Below are 16,081 nucleotides of genomic sequence, written 5' to 3'. Positions count from 1 at the left end.
GCGCGCGCCTCAGCTGCCTCCACCCGCGGTCGCGTCGGCCGCCTGTCCGGCTTGCCGCAGCGAGAACCGGTCGCCGTCGCGAATCAGCTCGACCTTGCGGTCGTGGAAATCGTGCAGGGTCGAGCGGTGGCCGATCGAGACGACGGTGGTCTGCGGCAGCCGCTCGGCGATGACCCGATAGAGCCGGGCTTCGCTCGGCTCGTCCAATGAGGCCGTGGCCTCGTCGAGGAACAGATATTGCGGCGCATGCAGCAGCGCGCGGGCGATGCCGAGCCGCTGCTGCTCGCCGAGCGACAGCATCCGGTTCCAGTGCTGGTCCTCGTCCAGCCGGTCCGCCAGTTGCGGCAGGCCGACGGCCACCAGCGTCTCCTTGACCTGCTCGGCACTGAACGCATCGGCGGCCGCGGGATAGACGATCGCCGCCTTGAGCGCGCCGATCGGGAAGTAGGGCCGCTGCGGCAGCATCATCAGCTTGGCATGCGCGGGCACGCTGATCGCTCCGCTGCCGAACGGCCATATCCCGGCGATGGCGCGGAACAGCGTCGACTTGCCGGCGCCGGACGGCCCGGTGAGCAGCGTGCGTTCGCTGCTCTCGAGGCTGAAGCCGTCGGCCGCGATCAGCGGCAGGCCGTTCGGCAGCTTCAGCAGCAACTGGGCGAGCTCGATGCTGTCGCCGGCATGGCTGGCGACATCGATCGTCTGCGGCTCGGCCGAGAGCTTGGCGGCGCTCTCGATGGACATGTCGAAGCCGTCGAGGCGGGCGACGGTCGAGCGCCAGTCGGCGAGCGTCCGATAGGTCGTCACGAAGAACGACAGCGCGCCCTGCACCGTCGAGAAGGCGGACGCCGTCTGCATGATGCCGCCCATCTGGATCGACTTGGCGAAGTAGGCAGGCGCAACCAGCACATAGGGAAAGATCACGGCCGCCTGCGAATAGCCCGCCGTGAAGGCCGTCAGCCGCTTGGTCCGGCTCATGATCTGGTACCAGTTCTGGACGACCCGGCCGAAGCGGGTGCCGAGCTGACCTTGCTCGGCGCCTTCGCCGCGCAGCAGCGCGATCTGCTCGGAGCTTTCGCGCACCCGCACCAGGTTGAAGCGGAAGTCGGCCTCGTAGCGCTGCTGCTCGAAGTTGAGATTGACGAGCGGCGATCCGATCCAATGCGTCAGGAGGGTCCCGAAGATCGCATAGATCAGCGCGATCCAGACCAGGTAGCCGGGGATCGCGATGTTGGTGCCGAACAGCTGCAGCGGGGCATCGGTCGACAGCCCCCAGAGCACCACCATGAACGATGCGAGCGAGACGACCGAGCTGAGCAGGCCGATGGTGATGTTCAGTGTCTTGTCGACGAACAGCTGCACGTCGTCGGCAATGCGCTGGTCCGGGTTGTCGGCGATGTCGCCCTTGAGCTGCATGCGATAGTGCGTGGCGTTGTCCAGCCAGCGGCGCAGGTAGACGTCGGTCATCCACCGCCGCCAGCGGATCTGCAGCCATTGATTGAGATAGAGCTGGTAGACGGCCAGGATGATGAAGATGGTCGCCAGTACGGCGAACACGCCGATTTCCCAGATGAAGCTGTTCCAATCATACTGCTGCAGCGCGTTGAAGAATCTGTTCTGCCACTGGTTCACCAGCACCTGGATCGCAACGAGCGACAGCTCGATCGCAATGACGGCGGCGAGAAGGATGCGGCCGGCGACCTTGTCCTCGGAGCGGAAGTAGGGAATGGCGATCCGCCAGACGGTGGCGACGGTCGAGCGCAGATTGTTCACAGACGGGCTGCTCCTGAGAAAAGGTCTTAACAGGCTGACTAAAAACGAGAAAATCGCTGGTGTCGCCGCCTGCCTAGACTAAAGTCGTAATCTGGCGGGTGGCCGCCGGCTTGTCGGTCGCGTGTGACAAACCGTAGCATGGGGCAGGGGAGAGGGACTGCGACCGCCGCCAGATTTCGCGAGAATTTGAGCAGAGTTGGGCGTTGCCGGTTTTGTGATCGCCTTTCCGACCTTTGCCAGGCTTGGGGGCCTGGCGAGCAGACCTGATCCGTCCCGCCGGACGGGGTCCAATGACAAGAACGTGGGGGGAGAAGTCACGATGTGGAATCAAATCTACGACCCGTTGGGGAGCCCGGCGCTGTCGACGCTGGCCGCCGCCGTCCCGGTCGTGACGCTGCTGGTGCTGATCGCCAGTGGCAAGGTCAAGGCACACATCGCGGCGATCATCGCCGTGATCCTGACCAACCTGATCACGATCTTCGTGTTCACGATGCCCGCCAACATGTCGCTGCGCGCGACGTTTCTGGGCGTCATCACCGGGTTCTTTCCGATCGGCTGGATCGTCCTGAACGTCATCTTCCTCTACCAGGTCACGGTCTCCACCGGACGGTTCGAGCTTCTGAAGCGCGCCATCGGCGGCGTCACGGAAGACCGGCGCCTGCAGCTGCTGCTGGTCGCCTTCTCGTTCGGCGCGTTCTTCGAGGGCGCATCCGGCTTCGGAACCCCGGTGGCGATCACCGGTGCCGTGCTGATCGGCCTCGGCTTCTCGCCGCTCGCGGCCTCCGGCCTGTCGCTGATCGCCAACACCGCCCCGGTCGCCTATGGCGCGCTGGGCACGCCGATCCAGGGCCTCGCCTCGGTCACCGGCCTCGACCCCTACATCCTCGGCGCCATGGTCGGCCGGCAGTTGCCGATGTTCTCGCTGATCGTGCCGTTCTGGGTGATCTGGGCGTTCGCGGGCTGGAAGGGCATGAAGGACGTGTGGCCGGCGATCCTGGTCACCGCCGTCTCGTTCGCGGTGCCGCAATTCCTGATCTCGAACTACGTCAACCCGTGGATCGTCGACATCGGCGCCTCGCTGATCTCGATGGGCGCGCTGATCCTGTTCCTGAAGGTCTGGCAGCCGAGGCAGCTATGGCTGTCGCCGGCGTTGCGCGGGCGTGACGAATCGGCCGCCACGATGACGGCGGCGAAGCCGCTGGACCGCACGCCGCTGACGCAAGCCGAGCTCTGGGGCGCGCTGCTGCCCTGGATCATCGTCTGTGTCGTCATGCTGATCTGGGGCAACGGCGCCTTCAAGGCCTGGGCGAACTCGATCTTCACCTGGAACTATCCGGTGCCCGAGCTCGACAAGCTGATCAACAAGATGCCGCCGGTGGCTGCGAAGCCGACGCCGGAAGGCGCAGTGTTCTCGTTCACCTACCTGACCTTCACCGGCACCGGCATGCTGATCGCCGCGATCATCTCCGGCTTCCTGATGGGTGTCGGACCGGGCAAGCTGATCGCGGAATATGGCCGCACCATCCGTCTCTGCGCGATCTCGCTGATCACGATCTCGGCGATGCTCGCGATCGGCACGCTGACCCGGCTGTCCGGCGTCGATGCCACGCTCGGCCTAGCCTTTGCCGCGACAGGCGTGCTCTATCCGTTCTTCGGCACCTTGCTCGGCTGGTTGGGCGTGGCGCTGACGGGATCGGATACGGCCTCGAACGTGCTGTTCGGAAACCTGCAGAAGATCACCTCCGAGCAGCTCGGCCTGTCCCCTGTCCTGATGGCGGCCGCCAACTCCTCCGGTGGTGTCATGGGCAAGATGATCGATGCGCAGTCGATCGTGGTCGCCTCGACCGCCACCAACTGGTACGGCCATGAGAGCTCGATCCTGCGCTACGTCTTCCTGCATTCGATCGTGCTGGCCTGTCTTGTCGGCCTGTTCGTCACCTTGCAGGCCTATGTCTATCCGTTCACGGCGATGGTGCTGAAGTAGCAACACCGTCTGCGACAAAAGCCCCGCGCCGCAGCTGCGGCGCGGGGCTTGCTATGTTTGGAACACATTTGTGCGGGAGCCGTGCTGGCGGGAGTCACGGCCATCGCCTGGAAGGCGAGCCCTGCGTGTGACTGGTGTGAAGGGGAACGATGCAAGTGTTGAAGCGTGGCTGCGCCGTGGCGACGGTGGCGTTGTCGATGTCGGGGCTGGCGCTCGCCGCCGCCTCGGCGGAGGAGTTTCCTTTCGGCATGGAGATGACGCTCGATGCGCTGCCGCAACCCGGCTCGAAGCGGGTGCCGGATCTCGACATCGGCGATAACGGTGACACCGTGCTGGAGCTGTGGTGCAAGGGCGGCAAGGGCCAGTTCTCAGTTGCCGGCAACACCATCGTGTTCATCGCCAGCAGGATCGAGGACCGCAACTGCCCGGCGGCGCGCGCCCAGGCCGACGACGAACTGATCGCGGCGCTGAGCGCGGCGACCAACTGGAAGCGTCAGGGCGACCTGATCATCTTCATCGGGCCGAAGACGCTGCGCTTCCGGCTCAATACGAACTGAGGCAGGGCGGTCGCCTGTGAAGATGAAAAGCTGCTGAGACCAGCAACCCTGCTGGTCAGTTACTCCGTCATGCCCGAGCTCGTCCCGCCTGCGCGGCCGCAGCCGCTTCGGCGCGGCGAAGGCCCGGGCATCCACGTCCGTCCCAGGATGCCGATCGGCGTGGATGGCCGGGACAAGCCCGGCCATGACGACCTGGAGAGAGACGTGAGCGCACAACGGGTTGCCATATGCGCCGTGCCAATTGAAGAAAGGGGGCGCGCACCGGTCGACTGCGCGCCCGCCGCTCTTTCACTTCCAGACCGAGTTGTCCGCGTCCCAGCGCTTGGCCTTGAAGGCCTTCGCCAGCTCGTCGATGGCGCCGCCATCGTCACGGGTGTCGCCCTCCTCGTCGCCGGATGATTCGTCCGACAGGATCAGCTTGGCGGCGGAGCTCTCGTCGATCGTCGTCGTGCTCGGGCTGCTGATCCACAGCATCAGCGCGTCCGCGCCGCCCGGCTTGTCCGCCGAGACGAGGCCGGTGACCTCGATGACGTCGGTGAGTTCCAGGGCCGGCATCAGTTGGCTCGGCCGCTTCAACGTCAGCTTCAGCTTGCCGCTGACCGGATTCCACGCCGCGCTCGTCGGCTTGGCATTGTAGGTCCGGGCCAGGACGTCGGAGATCGCGTTTGCGAGCTTGTCCTTGTTGATCTTGTCGCCGTCGCGCCAGTCGGCAGCCGCGAAACGGATGGTGCGGTCCATCTCGACGGTGCCGGCGGTCCAGCCGGCCGTCACCACGCCGTTCATGGCCCGCGCCTTCGCGATCAACGCTCCGGCGCGGTCGGGGTCGACCGTCATGCTGATGGTCTGCTCGCCCGCGCGCAAGGCATCGCAGCTCACGATCAGGCTCGACAGCGAAACTTCGACGTTCTCGCCCTTCAGGCTCTTGAGGAAGTCGGTCATGGCGTCGAGCTTGAGCCGGACCGAGACCGCCTCGGGCGAGACGTCGGTGAAGTCCTTCGGCTGGGCGCTGATGCCGTCGTCGCTCGACTGGCTCTCCTGGAATTCCTTCTCGCTGACGTCGGAGTTGTCGGTCGACGCCACCTCGGTGACGCTCTTGCCGATCGTGATCTGGCCGCGGAACTCGAACGTGTCGCCGGTCGGCTTGCGATTCAGCTTCACCGTGACCGGCTCCTTGGCGCCGTTGCTCTGGGTCGCGCCGGTCAAGGTCTGGCCGTTGACCGTGAGGCCGACCACGAAGCGGTCCTTGCGATCCGAATTCTTTGCGACGGGATAGCAGACGTCGAGCGTGGCGGCGGTGACGGTCTTGCCCTGGCGCGTCTCCTTCAGGATCACGTCGGCATTGCCGTCCATCAGACCGTCGATCGCGGTGAAATACCGCGTCTCGTTGGCGGGGGCCTTGGTCCCGCTCTTGCTCTGGGCCCAACCGAGTTCCGGCGCGGCCGCTACAATCACGGCCAGCGCAAGCAAAATCGCGCGCATCTGAAAATCCTTGTGGGGGCAGAATCGGCCTTAAGCTGTAGCGCCGATTTGCGGTCGCTGCACCCCCGGCGCGGACACTCGGCCAAAAAGAAGGCCGCCCGGAGGCGGCCTTCCTGAATGTGAGATGTCGAAAACAGGGCTCAGAAGCCCATGCCGCCCATGCCACCCATGCCGCCGCCGGCCGGCATCGCGGGAGCCGCATCCTTCGGCAGCTCGGCGACCATGGCCTCGGTGGTGACCAGGAGACCGGCGACCGACGAGGCGTCCTGCAGCGCGGTGCGGACCACCTTGGCCGGGTCGATGATGCCCTTGGCAACCATATCGACATAGTCCTCGGTCTGCGCGTCGAAGCCGAAGGTCTCGGACTTCTCGTCCAGGATCTTGCCGACCACGATCGAGCCTTCGACGCCGGCGTTCTCGGAGATCTGGCGAATCGGAGCCTCGAGCGCCTTCAGCACGATGTTGATGCCGGCCTGGACGTCCGAGTTGGCGTTGGTGATGCGGCCGACCGCCTTCTTGGCGCGCAGCAGCGCCACGCCGCCGCCGGGGACGATGCCTTCCTGCACCGCAGCGCGGGTCGCGTTGAGGGCGTCCTCGACGCGGTCCTTCTTCTCCTTGACCTCGATCTCGGTCGCGCCGCCGACGCGGATCACCGCGACGCCGCCCGCGAGCTTGGCGAGACGCTCCTGCAGCTTCTCACGGTCGTAGTCCGAGGTGGTCTCCTCGATCTGCGCCTTGATCTGGCCGACGCGTGCCTCGATATCGGCCTTCTTGCCGGCACCGTTGACGATCGTGGTGTTCTCCTTGTCGATCACGACCTTCTTGGCGCGGCCGAGCATCTTCACCGTGACGTTCTCGAGCTTCATGCCGAGATCTTCCGAGATCAGCTGACCGCCGGTCAGGATCGCGATGTCCTCGAGCATGGCCTTGCGGCGGTCACCGAAGCCCGGCGCCTTTACGGCCGCGACCTTGAGGCCGCCGCGCAGGCGGTTGACGACCAGGGTGGCGAGCGCCTCGCCCTCGACGTCCTCGGCGATGATCAGGAGCGGACGGCCCGACTGCACCACGGCTTCGAGCACCGGCAGCATGGCCTGCAGGCCCGACAGCTTCTTCTCGTGCAGCAGCACGTAGACGTCGTCGAGCTCGGCGGTCATCTTCTCGGCATTGGTGACGAAGTAGGGCGAGAGATAGCCGCGGTCGAACTTCATGCCTTCGACGATGTCCACCTCGGTGTCGAGCGACTTGTTCTCCTCGACCGTGATGACGCCCTCGTTGCCGACCTTCTGCATCGCCTGGGCGATCATCTTGCCGATCGCGGCGTCGCCATTGGCGGAGATGGTGCCGACCTGGGCGACCTCGGAGGACGCAGCGACCGGCTTGGCGCGCTTCTCGATGTCCTTGATCACGGCGGCCACCGCGATGTCGATGCCGCGCTTGAGGTCCATCGGGTTCATGCCGGCGGCAACGGCCTTGGCGCCCTCGCGCACGATGGCCTGGGCCAGCACGGTCGCGGTGGTGGTGCCGTCACCGGCGGTGTCGTTGGTCTTGGAGGCGACCTCGCGCAGCATCTGCGCGCCCATGTTCTCGAACTTGTCCTCCAGCTCGATCTCCTTGGCGACGGTGACGCCGTCCTTGGTGATGCGCGGAGCGCCGAAGCTCTTCTCGATGACGACATTGCGGCCCTTCGGGCCGAGCGTCACCTTGACGGCGTTGGCGAGAATGTCGACGCCGCGCAGCATGCGGTCGCGTGCGTCGCCGGCGAATTTGACGTCCTTGGCTGCCATTTCAAAATTCTCCTGGAGTAGACCTCGACGGCGAGGGGCGTGATCGCCCGTCTGTCGCTGGAACGAGGTTGCAGAGCATTTTCGCCCGGGGCGGCTGATCGCCGCCCCCGACAGGTCGGGATCAGGCGACGACGCCCATGATGTCGGACTCCTTCATGATCAGGAGCTCCTCGCCGTCCAGCTTGACCTCGGTGCCGGACCACTTGCCGAACAGCACGCGGTCGCCGACCTTGACGTCGATCGGGATCAGCTTGCCGCTCTCGTCGCGGCCGCCGGGGCCGACGGCGACGACTTCGCCCTGCGAGGGCTTTTCCTTGGCGCTGTCGGGAATGATGATGCCGCCCTTGGTCTTCTCTTCGGCGTCGATGCGCTTAACCACGACGCGGTCGTGCAGGGGACGAAACTTCGATTTGGCCATGACGGATCCCTTTTGGGGTGCTTGGATAAGTGTTGCTGTCGGAGGAAATCTGAATGCGACCACATTTGACGCCCACTTGGCGCCAACTGGCTCGCAGCCTTAGCAATCGCGCCCTCCGAGTGCTAAAGACCGCTCGGGGAAATATGGCTTGCGGCTGTTCCTGTCAAGCAACGGCCAGCCGTTAAGCCGTTCTTGAGGCTGTTAGGGGGATGTTGTCCGGGGCCAGACATGTTAGTGGAGCGGCGTCGTCATCCGACGTCATTGCTCTGACGAGCGTTTTGCGCTTGGTTGCCGGACGGGGCAGCCACGATTCTGTTCCTAAGGGGATGCCATGACGAGTTCACGGTGCGCGCGGCCGGTTGCCAATCTCGCGATCGCGTCGGCGCTCACGATGCTTCTGGGAGCGTGCACGGGCTTCAGCCTGTCGCCGTCGCCCCCCATGCAGACCGAGGCGCCGGTCGAGCCCGAGGTTCCGGCGACGATCCGCCCCGAGGATCTCGTGGGCAAATGGGGCCTCGCCGCCTACAACAATCCGAATGACCGCGCGCGCACCGAGAAGATGGCTCTGGCGCAGTGCAAACAGCCTTACGTCATCGGGGCAGGCACGTCCGGCGGTGTCGTGATGCATCTGGCCGACCAGGCGACTCCCCAGGAACTGCGCCTGAAGGGGTCGGCCAGCGGCAAGAACTACATCGGCCCGGCCGGACCGCCCGGCGGCGAGCAGGACCGCGAGGTCATCTCCTTCGACGGCCGTGTGCTGATCACCCGTTTCGTCGACAAGGATGCGGCGACCCGTTACCAGACGATGGTCTACGTCCGCTGCGGGCCGCGCGCCTGAGATCCGGGCGATCACCCCGCAAAGGTCGAGTGTCGAACGAAAAACGCCGGCGACTGCGCCGGCGTTCTGTATGGTGACGTGGCCTGAAGCGGTCGCTGGGACTGGCCGCCGACCTCAGTTGAACATCGCGTCGATGTCGTCCTGCGAGGCGTGGCCGACCTCGCCCGCCGCCTTCGGGCCGTTCAGCAGCCTGGCGTCGCCCTCGCGGGTGTCGACGATCGGCGGCACATGCGCCTTGATGGCGTCGACGCCGCCCCAGATGTCCATCATCACCACGATGTGGTGCTCGATGAACTTCATGGTGGTCATGACCTTGTTGATGCGCTGGCCGGTCAGGTCCTGGAAGTTGCAGGCCTCGAAGATCGACACCACGCGCTCCTGGATCTCTTCGCTCAGGATCTTCTGCTGGTCGGCCGAGTCCACCTTGGACAGCGCACTGGCGGCCTGGTCGATCGCCTCCGCGGCTTCGAGGATCTGCTGCGTCGCCTGCTCGGTGCCGCCGACGACCGCGCCGAGCTCGCCGTTGACCTTGGCCATCTCCTCGCCGTTGAAGCTCTTGGCATGGAGGGTCGCGATCTCGCCCTTGGTGCGGTTGATCGCGTCGTGGATCAGGTCGAGCTCGACCTTGAGCTTTTCGCACTGCTCGATCTGGGCACGATACGTCTCGAGCAGCGCGCGCGCTTCGGCGACCTCGCGTGCGGCGGATTCTTCGATGGCGGCGTTGGCCGTGTTGCTACCTCCGCTGCGGATGGCGTTGGCCATCTGGGAGCGGATCGCGCGCAGCTCGTCCATGATTTCCTTGTGGTTGGGGCCGATCTCGCCGCCCACGAAGTCGGGCTCCGGCATATGGCCGACGATTGCTTCTTCGATACGGAAACGCTTGCGAACAGCCATGATAGTATCCCTGACCTCTTGTTCGGATCAGTTCTACGCAGAGCCTATTTAACATCGCGTTCACGCCAGGAACCGCAGTTGAGCAACGCTGGCGTGCATCGTGCGTCAACTATTAACCATGCCTCGCCGGCCTTCACGCAAAATAAACGCTAGCCATCAAAACCGCCGTCGTATGCAGCGATGGTGAATCCCGGCGCCTCCCGCGTTTACCAAAGCGATCGGGTTTTGCTCTTTATTGACGATACGCGGCGGCGTTGCCGCCTCGCGCGACGAACAGTCTCCAGACGAAACAGTACAGAGTACGTCGATGTTCAAATCATTCTCCACGGCGCTGCTGGCCGGCGCATGCGCATTCTATTCAGGTCTGGATCGGGCGGCGGCCCAGGGGTTTCAGCAGCCGACCGTGATTTACAGCGGGCCGCCGCAGCAGTCCGCGCCGGTGCGCACCGCCTATGTCGAACGCTCGCGCATGGGTGGCGGCTTCATCGAATTCCTGTTCGGAGATCCGCAAGGCGGCCGCGGCGCGCCTCCGCCGGGACAGCCGATGTACCAGCAGCAGCCGTCCTACTACGAGCCGCAGCGGCTGGCGCCGGGCATGGTCCCGCAGCAGGGAGTGCCGGATGAGGAGGCCTATGAGCAGACGCAGCGGCCGCTCGATCCGAAATACGAGAAACAGATCGTTGACTATGACGGCAAAGAACGGCCGGGCACGATCGTCATCGATACGCCGAACAAGTTCCTCTATCTGGTCCAGGGCGAGGGCAGGGCGCTGCGCTATGGCATCGGCGTCGGCCGGCCCGGCTTCACCTGGTCGGGCGTGAAGACGATCTCGGCCAAGCGTGAATGGCCGGACTGGACGCCGCCGCCGGAAATGCTCGCGCGCCGGCCCGACCTGCCGCGGCACATGGAGGGCGGACCGCAGAACCCGCTCGGCGCACGCGCGATGTATCTCGGCTCGTCGCTGTATCGGATCCACGGGTCGAACGAGCCATGGACGATCGGCACCAACGTGTCGTCAGGCTGTATCCGGATGCGCAACGAGGACGTCATCGACCTCTATGGCCGCGTGAACGTCGGTGCCCGGGTGATCGTGCTCTGACGACCGCCGCCGCACGACATCGGCCATTGAAAAAGGCCGCCCATCCGGGCGGCCTTTGCATTCTCGAATTGGCTGCGACCCGGGAGGATCACGCGTAGTCGCTGCCACCGTCGTCGTCGCCATAGCCGTCATCGGAATCGAAGTCGGCCGCGTCGCTGTCATTGCCGTTGTCGTCGTAGTTCGCCTGGTCGAACAGGCCGGCACGACCACTGTCGCCGCCCGAGCGGCCGATGTCGTCGAGACCGGCGTCACGCGCCAGCGACCCGCCGGACTGGTCGCCGCTCCACGGGCTGGCACCGCCGCCGCGCTCCTCGATGATCGTGGTGTCGCCGAACGCCTGATGCGACCCGCCGCCCATCATCGAGCGGATGCCGCCGAGCAACAGTGAGCCGCCGACCATGCCGGCCGCGGCCGCCGCGGCCGTGCCGAGGAATGAGCCGCCTCCGCCGCCGAACATGCCGCCGCGCGGCTGGCCGAAGCCGCCCTGATCGTAGGGGCCGGGCTGACCGGGATAGCCGGGCTGGCCCTGGTAGCCCGGGGGCATCGCCTGGCCGCTGTTCCAGACCGGCCGGCTCGGCAACGGCGGCGGCACGTTAGGGACCGACCCGCGGCTGCCCGCGCCGAAGATGCTGTCGCGCATCGAATCGAGGAAGCCGCCGGACTGAGCCTGCTGCGGGGCCTGGGCGTGCTGCAGCTCCTCGATGCGGGCATTGGCGCGTTTCAAGGCTTCGTCCTGCACCAGCACCGTCTGCACCAGCGCGTAGACGGCATTGGGAGCCCGCTGCAGCGCCTGGGCGATGGCGGCGGCGGCCTCCGGATCACGCGGTGCACTCTCCAACTTGGCAAGCCGGTCGAACAGATCGTCGATGAGTTGGCGTTCTTGCGGTGTCATGTTGTTCTCCTGCCGCTTGCCTTGTTCCGGCGAAGCGCGGCCAAGATTTAGGGGGACTTTGTGGCCCGGCCAGCCGGGGCGCGGATTAAATTTCGGTATGCGACACAGCGTCTCTCGGGCTTGCGCGGCGTTTTGGACCTCCACGCTGCCCGCACCGCAGGAGGAACGCTGCCGAGCGGCTTTTTGTTCGTCGCAGGCCCGCAAGATCCGTTCAGGCCAGCGTCATCCGGCGGCGGTCGAGCAGCGCTGGAAAATGCTCGCCGGCGAGATAGGCGTGCTCGTGCTCGCGCTGGACGGTCAAAGGATCGAGCTCGATCAGGACGTCGTCGACGAAGCCGGGATGGCACATCACCAGCCCGTCCTCCGGCAGCTCGTCCAGGAAGCCGTCCATCAGCGTGGCGAAATCCGAGGTCTTGCTGAAATCATAGGCGCCGGCGAAAGCGGGATTGAAGGCGATCTCGGCCCGCTTGGCATGACGGCGGAATTGCGCGCTCAGGACGTCCAGCAGCAGCGCCTTCGGTGCCGTCAGCCGCTGCATCAGCGGCACGTTCCGGCCGCCCTGACGCACCCAGGCCGCCGGCGCGGCTTCCTTGACGGCGGCGAGGAAGCCCTCGCGCACCTGCGGATAGAGCTGGGCATGCTGATGGCCGTCGACGAAATCCGGGGCGCGGCCGAACAGCTCGCCGAACGCCGCAAGCTGGACCAGCACCTCGGCGCGGATCAGCTCGGGATCGAGCCGGCGGGACATTCCCGCCCGCAGCAGCTTGGGAAAGGGCAGGAACATGCCGCCCTCCGACGGGCGGAAGTGCATGGTGAGGGGCCGGAATGGCGCGGTCAGCGTGACGTGCAGGCCGATGGCGCAACGCGGGCGGTCGGACGCGACCCTGGTCAGCTCCGCCACCTCGTCGCGCCCGATCGCGGCGCCCACCGTCATCACCGAGGTGGCGTTCAACCGGCCGCGCGCGATCAGGTCCCGGATGGCGCTGTTGACCCCGGGGCTGATGCCATAGTCATCGGCGCACAGCCAGATGCGCCGGTGCGGCGTCGCGCTCATTCGGCGGCGTTCCTCTCGGCGCCGTCGCTCCGTGCATCGAGCGCTGCACGCTTCTCGCTGTGCTCGGCGACGAAGTAGATCGGACGCGCCTTCAGCTCGGACAGGATCTTGCCGATATACTCGCCCATGATGCCGATCATGATCAGTTGCACGCCGCCGATCGTCATCAGGCCGACCATCAGCGAGGGATAGCCCGGCACCGATTTGCCGCTGACGACGGTCTCCCAGAGGATGGAGAGCCCGAACAGGAAGGCCGCAGAGGCCAGCAGGATTCCGAGCAGGCTGGCGAAGCGCAGCGGGGCGACCGAGAACGAGGTCAGCCCTTCAATCGACAGGCCGAGCAGGCTCGTCAGGTTGAAGGTCGTCACGCCGTGGGCGCGCGCCGCGGGCTCATAGTCGACGCGGATCTGGCGGAAGCCGATCCAGCTCGCGAGGCCCTTGAAGAAGCGGTTGCGTTCAGGGAGCTGCCGCAGCGCGGCCACCGCGCGCGGCGACAGCAGGCGGAAGTCGCCGGCATCCTCCGGAATCTTCTGCCGCGCCCCCCAGTTGATGAGCGCGTAGAAGCCGTGAACTGCGACCCGGCGCAGGAACGGCTCGTTGTCGCGATGCGCCTTGGCGGTATAGACGACGTCGTAGCCGTCCTTGATCCAGTGCGTGACGAGTTGCTCGACCAGGGCCGGCGGATGCTGGCCGTCGCCGTCCATGAACATCACCGCGCCGCGCCGGGCATGATCGAGGCCGGCCATCAGCGCGGCCTCCTTGCCGAAATTGCGCGACAGCGACACGACCTGCACATCGAGCGCATCGGCCTGCAGCGTGCGGGCAATCGCGAGCGTGTTGTCGCGGCTGCCATCGTCGACATAGACGAGCTCACAGGCGAGACCGAAGCGCTGACGCAGGGTGCGTGCGAGATTGTTCAGCCGCTCGTGCAGCACCGTCAGTCCCGCGCCCTCGTTATAGACGGGGATAACGATCGACAGTCCCTGCGACGCGGCGTCGGCCGCGGTCGTGGTCAGGTCGGACACGTCAGTTCCCAGCATCGCTCAGAGTCCTCGTTCTCCTACCAACATATGGTAGTCGCGCTCACCTGTCGCTACGATGAACGGCGATTTATGATCGCAGGAAGGCCTCGAGGCGGGCAAACAGCGGATTCTCGCGGTCGAGCACGTAGTCCAGCGAGGCGACCGAGACGGTCTCGGCGCCATGTGCGCGCAGAAAGCTGCCGAGCGCGTAGATCTGCGCCGGCGGGCAGTGCAGGGTCAGCATGCCGGACGAGGTCGGGCCGCCGAACGGCGCCACCACGCCGAAGCGGTTGTGCGCTTCGGTCAGCATTGCTGCGTCGCACCCTTTGAAGCGGGTGCGGACCTCGCGGTATTTGCTGGCGCGGGCGCGGGCATGGATGTGGTCGAGAATGATCCGGGCGCTCTCGCGCGGACCCTCCGACCAGTCGGCGTCGCGCGAGGCGACGAGATTGGCCTGGCTGCGCAGGATCACGCCGTCGTCGAGCACCTTCAGCCCGTTGGCGACCAGTGTCGAGCCGGTGCTGGTGATGTCGACGATCAGCTCGGCGGTGCCGACCGCGGGCGCGCCCTCGGTGGCGCCGGCGCTCTCGACGATGCGGTAATCGACGATGCCGTGGGCGGCGAAGAAGCTGCGCGTCAGGTTGATGTACTTGGTGGCGACGCGCATGCGGCGATTGTGCTGGGCACGGAAACCGGTGGTGACGTCGTCGAGATCGGCCATGGTGCGGACGTCGATCCAGGCCTGCGGCACCGCGACGACGACGTTGGCGCCGCCGAAGCCGAGCGTGTCGATCAGCAGCACGCGCTTGTCGGCATCGGTGATGCTCTCGCGCACGAGATCCTCGCCGGTGACGCCGAGATGCACGGTCCCGCGCGCCAGTTGCGAGGCGATCTCACTCGCAGAGAGATAGGCGATCTCGACATTGTCGAGACCTGCGATGGTGCCGCGATAGTCGCGCGCGCCGCCGGGCTTGGACAGGTTCAGCCCGGCCCGTCCGAAGAAGGCTTCGGCATTCTCCTGCAGACGTCCCTTGGAGGGAACGGCGAGGACGAGGGGGCCGCTCATGATGCTCTCCCGCGCGCGGCCTTGCCCGCGGCGCTGCTCTGGGCCAGCCGCTCGATCCAGATCGAGAAGCCGACGGCCGGAATCGACGAGGCGGCGCCGAGCTGGCTCAGCAGGCCGTCATAACGGCCGCCGGCGACCAGCGGCTCGTCGCCATTGCCTGGGTGGTGCAGCTCGAACTCGAAGCCGGTGTAGTAGTCGAGGCCGCGGCCGAACGAGGTGGCGAAGCGCACCTTGGCGATGTCGATACCGCGCTGGGCCATGAAGCCGGCGCGCGCCTCCAGCGCATCGATCGCCGCCGAGATGTCGAGCCTGGCATCGGCGGCGAGGGCGCGAAGCTGCTCGACGGCCTCGGTCGGGCTGCCGCTGATGGCGAGGAAGCGCTTGATACGGTCCAGCGCGTCACGTGGCAGCGCGCCGCTCTTCAGGGTGGACTGCTCGAGGAAGCGGTCGGCGATCTCCGCCACCGTGCGGCCGCCGACGGCGGTGGCGCCGGCAATCGACATCAGGTCGGTGACCAAAGCGAGCGCCGCCTTGCGGTCGGAGCCGGCCAGAGCGGCGAGCACGCCCTCATACTCGTTGCGCGGCGCTACCGAGGCGATCGCGAGCCGCTCGAGGTCCTGCGCCAGGGTGCGCTTGCGGTTGAAGTCCTTGATCAGCCGCCGCCGCCAGACCGGATAGAGGTCGAGCGCGTCGATGAGGGCCGTGAACAGCGCGACGTCGCCGGTGCGGATCTCCACCGCGGCAAGGCCGGCGGTGGCGGTCGCCTCGATCGCCAGCGCCAGCATCTCGGCATCGGCGGCGGGCCGGTCCTGGCGTCCGAACGATTCGATGCCGGCCTGCAGGAACTCGCTCGGGCGGCCCTCGCGGTAACGGAATACTGGACCGAGATAGCTGAAGCCGGCCGGCTGCCCGGCGCGGGCCGAGGCGAGATAGTCCCGGGCGACGGGAATGGTCAGGTCGGGGCGCAGGCAGAGCTCTTCGCCGGCGGCGTCGCCGGTCAGGTAGAGGCTCTTGCGGATGTCCTCCCCAGACAGGTCCAGGAACGGCTCGGCCGGCTGCAGGATCGCCGGCTCGGCCCGCTGATAGCCGGCCTGGGCGAAGGATTGCAGCAGCGTGTCCGCCCACGCGGCGGGTCCGGTCGGAGCGGGTCCGGTCATGGCGATTCGAGTTCCAAAGTGGATTGGGCGCCCGCTGGGAGCGGCGGCTGCCCCTTAGCATGGCCGT

At 66.4% G+C, this 16,081-nt stretch carries 14 protein-coding genes; 4 read left to right on the top strand and 10 right to left on the bottom strand.

Annotated elements, in window-relative coordinates; genetic code table 11:
• Nucleotides 1–9: 9 nt before the first annotated feature.
• Entirely contained in the window at nucleotides 10–1,770 is a 1,761-nt protein-coding gene (locus tag QX010_RS11215; RefSeq protein ID WP_316179489.1) for an ABC transporter ATP-binding protein/permease, read from the bottom strand.
• Nucleotides 1,771–2,089: 319 nt separating this feature from the next.
• Here QX010_RS11215 and QX010_RS11210 point away from each other — a divergent pair, with 319 nt between their 5' ends.
• A complete protein-coding gene (locus QX010_RS11210; RefSeq protein WP_315801899.1) occupies nucleotides 2,090–3,754 on the top strand; it encodes an L-lactate permease in 1,665 nt (554 codons plus the stop codon).
• 149 nt (nucleotides 3,755–3,903) lie between these two features.
• Complete coding sequence (locus QX010_RS11205) at nucleotides 3,904–4,311, top strand: hypothetical protein (RefSeq protein WP_316179487.1); 408 nt, start codon at nucleotides 3,904–3,906, stop codon at nucleotides 4,309–4,311.
• Between the two features lie 288 nt (nucleotides 4,312–4,599).
• Here QX010_RS11205 and QX010_RS11200 read toward each other — a convergent pair whose 3' ends face one another.
• The 3 genes from QX010_RS11200 to groES form a co-directional block, all read right to left on the bottom strand.
• Complete coding sequence (locus QX010_RS11200) at nucleotides 4,600–5,790, bottom strand: hypothetical protein (RefSeq protein WP_316179485.1); 1,191 nt, start codon at nucleotides 5,788–5,790, stop codon at nucleotides 4,600–4,602.
• A gap of 140 nt (nucleotides 5,791–5,930) precedes the next feature.
• Nucleotides 5,931–7,574 (bottom strand): chaperonin GroEL, encoded by a 1,644-nt coding sequence (gene groL / locus QX010_RS11195; protein ID WP_315801902.1) that lies wholly within the window; start codon nucleotides 7,572–7,574, stop codon nucleotides 5,931–5,933.
• 121 nt (nucleotides 7,575–7,695) lie between these two features.
• On the bottom strand, nucleotides 7,696–7,992 hold the full coding sequence (gene groES / locus QX010_RS11190) for a co-chaperone GroES (RefSeq protein WP_008961387.1): 297 nt from the start codon (nucleotides 7,990–7,992) through the stop codon (nucleotides 7,696–7,698).
• A gap of 331 nt (nucleotides 7,993–8,323) precedes the next feature.
• Between groES and QX010_RS11185 the strand changes: the two genes are divergently transcribed.
• Nucleotides 8,324–8,830 carry a hypothetical protein gene (locus QX010_RS11185; protein WP_315801903.1) on the top strand — a complete coding sequence of 169 codons (507 nt, stop codon included), beginning with the start codon at nucleotides 8,324–8,326 and terminating at the stop codon, nucleotides 8,828–8,830.
• A gap of 114 nt (nucleotides 8,831–8,944) precedes the next feature.
• On the opposite strand, the gene QX010_RS11180 is transcribed toward QX010_RS11185, so the two are convergent.
• Nucleotides 8,945–9,724 (bottom strand): protein phosphatase CheZ, encoded by a 780-nt coding sequence (locus QX010_RS11180; protein ID WP_315801904.1) that lies wholly within the window; start codon nucleotides 9,722–9,724, stop codon nucleotides 8,945–8,947.
• A 307-nt stretch (nucleotides 9,725–10,031) separates the two neighbouring features.
• Between QX010_RS11180 and QX010_RS11175 the strand changes: the two genes are divergently transcribed.
• The gene (locus QX010_RS11175) at nucleotides 10,032–10,823 is read left to right on the top strand and encodes a L,D-transpeptidase (RefSeq protein ID WP_316179482.1); all 792 of its coding nucleotides are present in this window, start codon (nucleotides 10,032–10,034) and stop codon (nucleotides 10,821–10,823) included.
• Nucleotides 10,824–10,911: 88 nt separating this feature from the next.
• On the opposite strand, the gene QX010_RS11170 is transcribed toward QX010_RS11175, so the two are convergent.
• The 5 genes from QX010_RS11170 to QX010_RS11150 form a co-directional block, all read right to left on the bottom strand.
• Nucleotides 10,912–11,715 carry a DUF2076 domain-containing protein gene (locus tag QX010_RS11170; protein ID WP_316179480.1) on the bottom strand — a complete coding sequence of 268 codons (804 nt, stop codon included), beginning with the start codon at nucleotides 11,713–11,715 and terminating at the stop codon, nucleotides 10,912–10,914.
• Nucleotides 11,716–11,926: 211 nt separating this feature from the next.
• Complete coding sequence (locus QX010_RS11165) at nucleotides 11,927–12,769, bottom strand: ChbG/HpnK family deacetylase (protein ID WP_316179478.1); 843 nt, start codon at nucleotides 12,767–12,769, stop codon at nucleotides 11,927–11,929.
• The gene (locus tag QX010_RS11160; protein WP_316179476.1) at nucleotides 12,766–13,809 is read right to left on the bottom strand and encodes a glycosyltransferase family 2 protein; all 1,044 of its coding nucleotides are present in this window, start codon (nucleotides 13,807–13,809) and stop codon (nucleotides 12,766–12,768) included. Before QX010_RS11160 ends, QX010_RS11165 begins: the two co-directional genes overlap by 4 nt.
• Before the next feature lie 70 nt (nucleotides 13,810–13,879).
• On the bottom strand, nucleotides 13,880–14,857 hold the full coding sequence (gene hisG, locus QX010_RS11155; protein ID WP_315801909.1) for an ATP phosphoribosyltransferase: 978 nt from the start codon (nucleotides 14,855–14,857) through the stop codon (nucleotides 13,880–13,882).
• Nucleotides 14,854–16,014, bottom strand: a complete 1,161-nt coding sequence (locus tag QX010_RS11150) for an ATP phosphoribosyltransferase regulatory subunit (protein ID WP_316179474.1) — start codon at nucleotides 16,012–16,014, stop codon at nucleotides 14,854–14,856. Before QX010_RS11150 ends, hisG begins: the two co-directional genes overlap by 4 nt.
• Between the last annotated feature and the right edge of the window lie 67 nt (nucleotides 16,015–16,081).

It is taken from the genome of Bradyrhizobium sp. SZCCHNRI1009, from assembly GCF_032487575.1.
In the GTDB taxonomy this organism is placed as follows: Bacteria; Pseudomonadota; Alphaproteobacteria; order Rhizobiales; family Xanthobacteraceae; genus Bradyrhizobium.
This window is presented reverse-complemented; position numbering and strand designations above follow the sequence as displayed.

Bases quoted from the DNA above. Each gene is read 5' to 3' on its own strand.
- QX010_RS11200 (WP_316179485.1), bottom strand. From the start codon at position 5,790: ATGCGCGCGATTTTGCTTGCGCTGGCCGTGATTGTAGCGGCCGCGCCG.
- QX010_RS11205 (WP_316179487.1), top strand. From the start codon at position 3,904: ATGCAAGTGTTGAAGCGTGGCTGCGCCGTGGCGACGGTGGCGTTGTCG.
- QX010_RS11150 (WP_316179474.1), bottom strand. From the start codon at position 16,014: ATGACCGGACCCGCTCCGACCGGACCCGCCGCGTGGGCGGACACGCTG.
- QX010_RS11175 (WP_316179482.1), top strand. From the start codon at position 10,032: ATGTTCAAATCATTCTCCACGGCGCTGCTGGCCGGCGCATGCGCATTC.
- QX010_RS11185 (WP_315801903.1), top strand. From the start codon at position 8,324: ATGACGAGTTCACGGTGCGCGCGGCCGGTTGCCAATCTCGCGATCGCG.
- QX010_RS11165 (WP_316179478.1), bottom strand. From the start codon at position 12,769: ATGAGCGCGACGCCGCACCGGCGCATCTGGCTGTGCGCCGATGACTAT.
- QX010_RS11210 (WP_315801899.1), top strand. From the start codon at position 2,090: ATGTGGAATCAAATCTACGACCCGTTGGGGAGCCCGGCGCTGTCGACG.
- QX010_RS11160 (WP_316179476.1), bottom strand. From the start codon at position 13,809: ATGCTGGGAACTGACGTGTCCGACCTGACCACGACCGCGGCCGACGCC.
- groL (WP_315801902.1), bottom strand. From the start codon at position 7,574: ATGGCAGCCAAGGACGTCAAATTCGCCGGCGACGCACGCGACCGCATG.
- QX010_RS11180 (WP_315801904.1), bottom strand. From the start codon at position 9,724: ATGGCTGTTCGCAAGCGTTTCCGTATCGAAGAAGCAATCGTCGGCCAT.
- groES (WP_008961387.1), bottom strand. From the start codon at position 7,992: ATGGCCAAATCGAAGTTTCGTCCCCTGCACGACCGCGTCGTGGTTAAG.
- QX010_RS11170 (WP_316179480.1), bottom strand. From the start codon at position 11,715: ATGACACCGCAAGAACGCCAACTCATCGACGATCTGTTCGACCGGCTT.
- hisG (WP_315801909.1), bottom strand. From the start codon at position 14,857: ATGAGCGGCCCCCTCGTCCTCGCCGTTCCCTCCAAGGGACGTCTGCAG.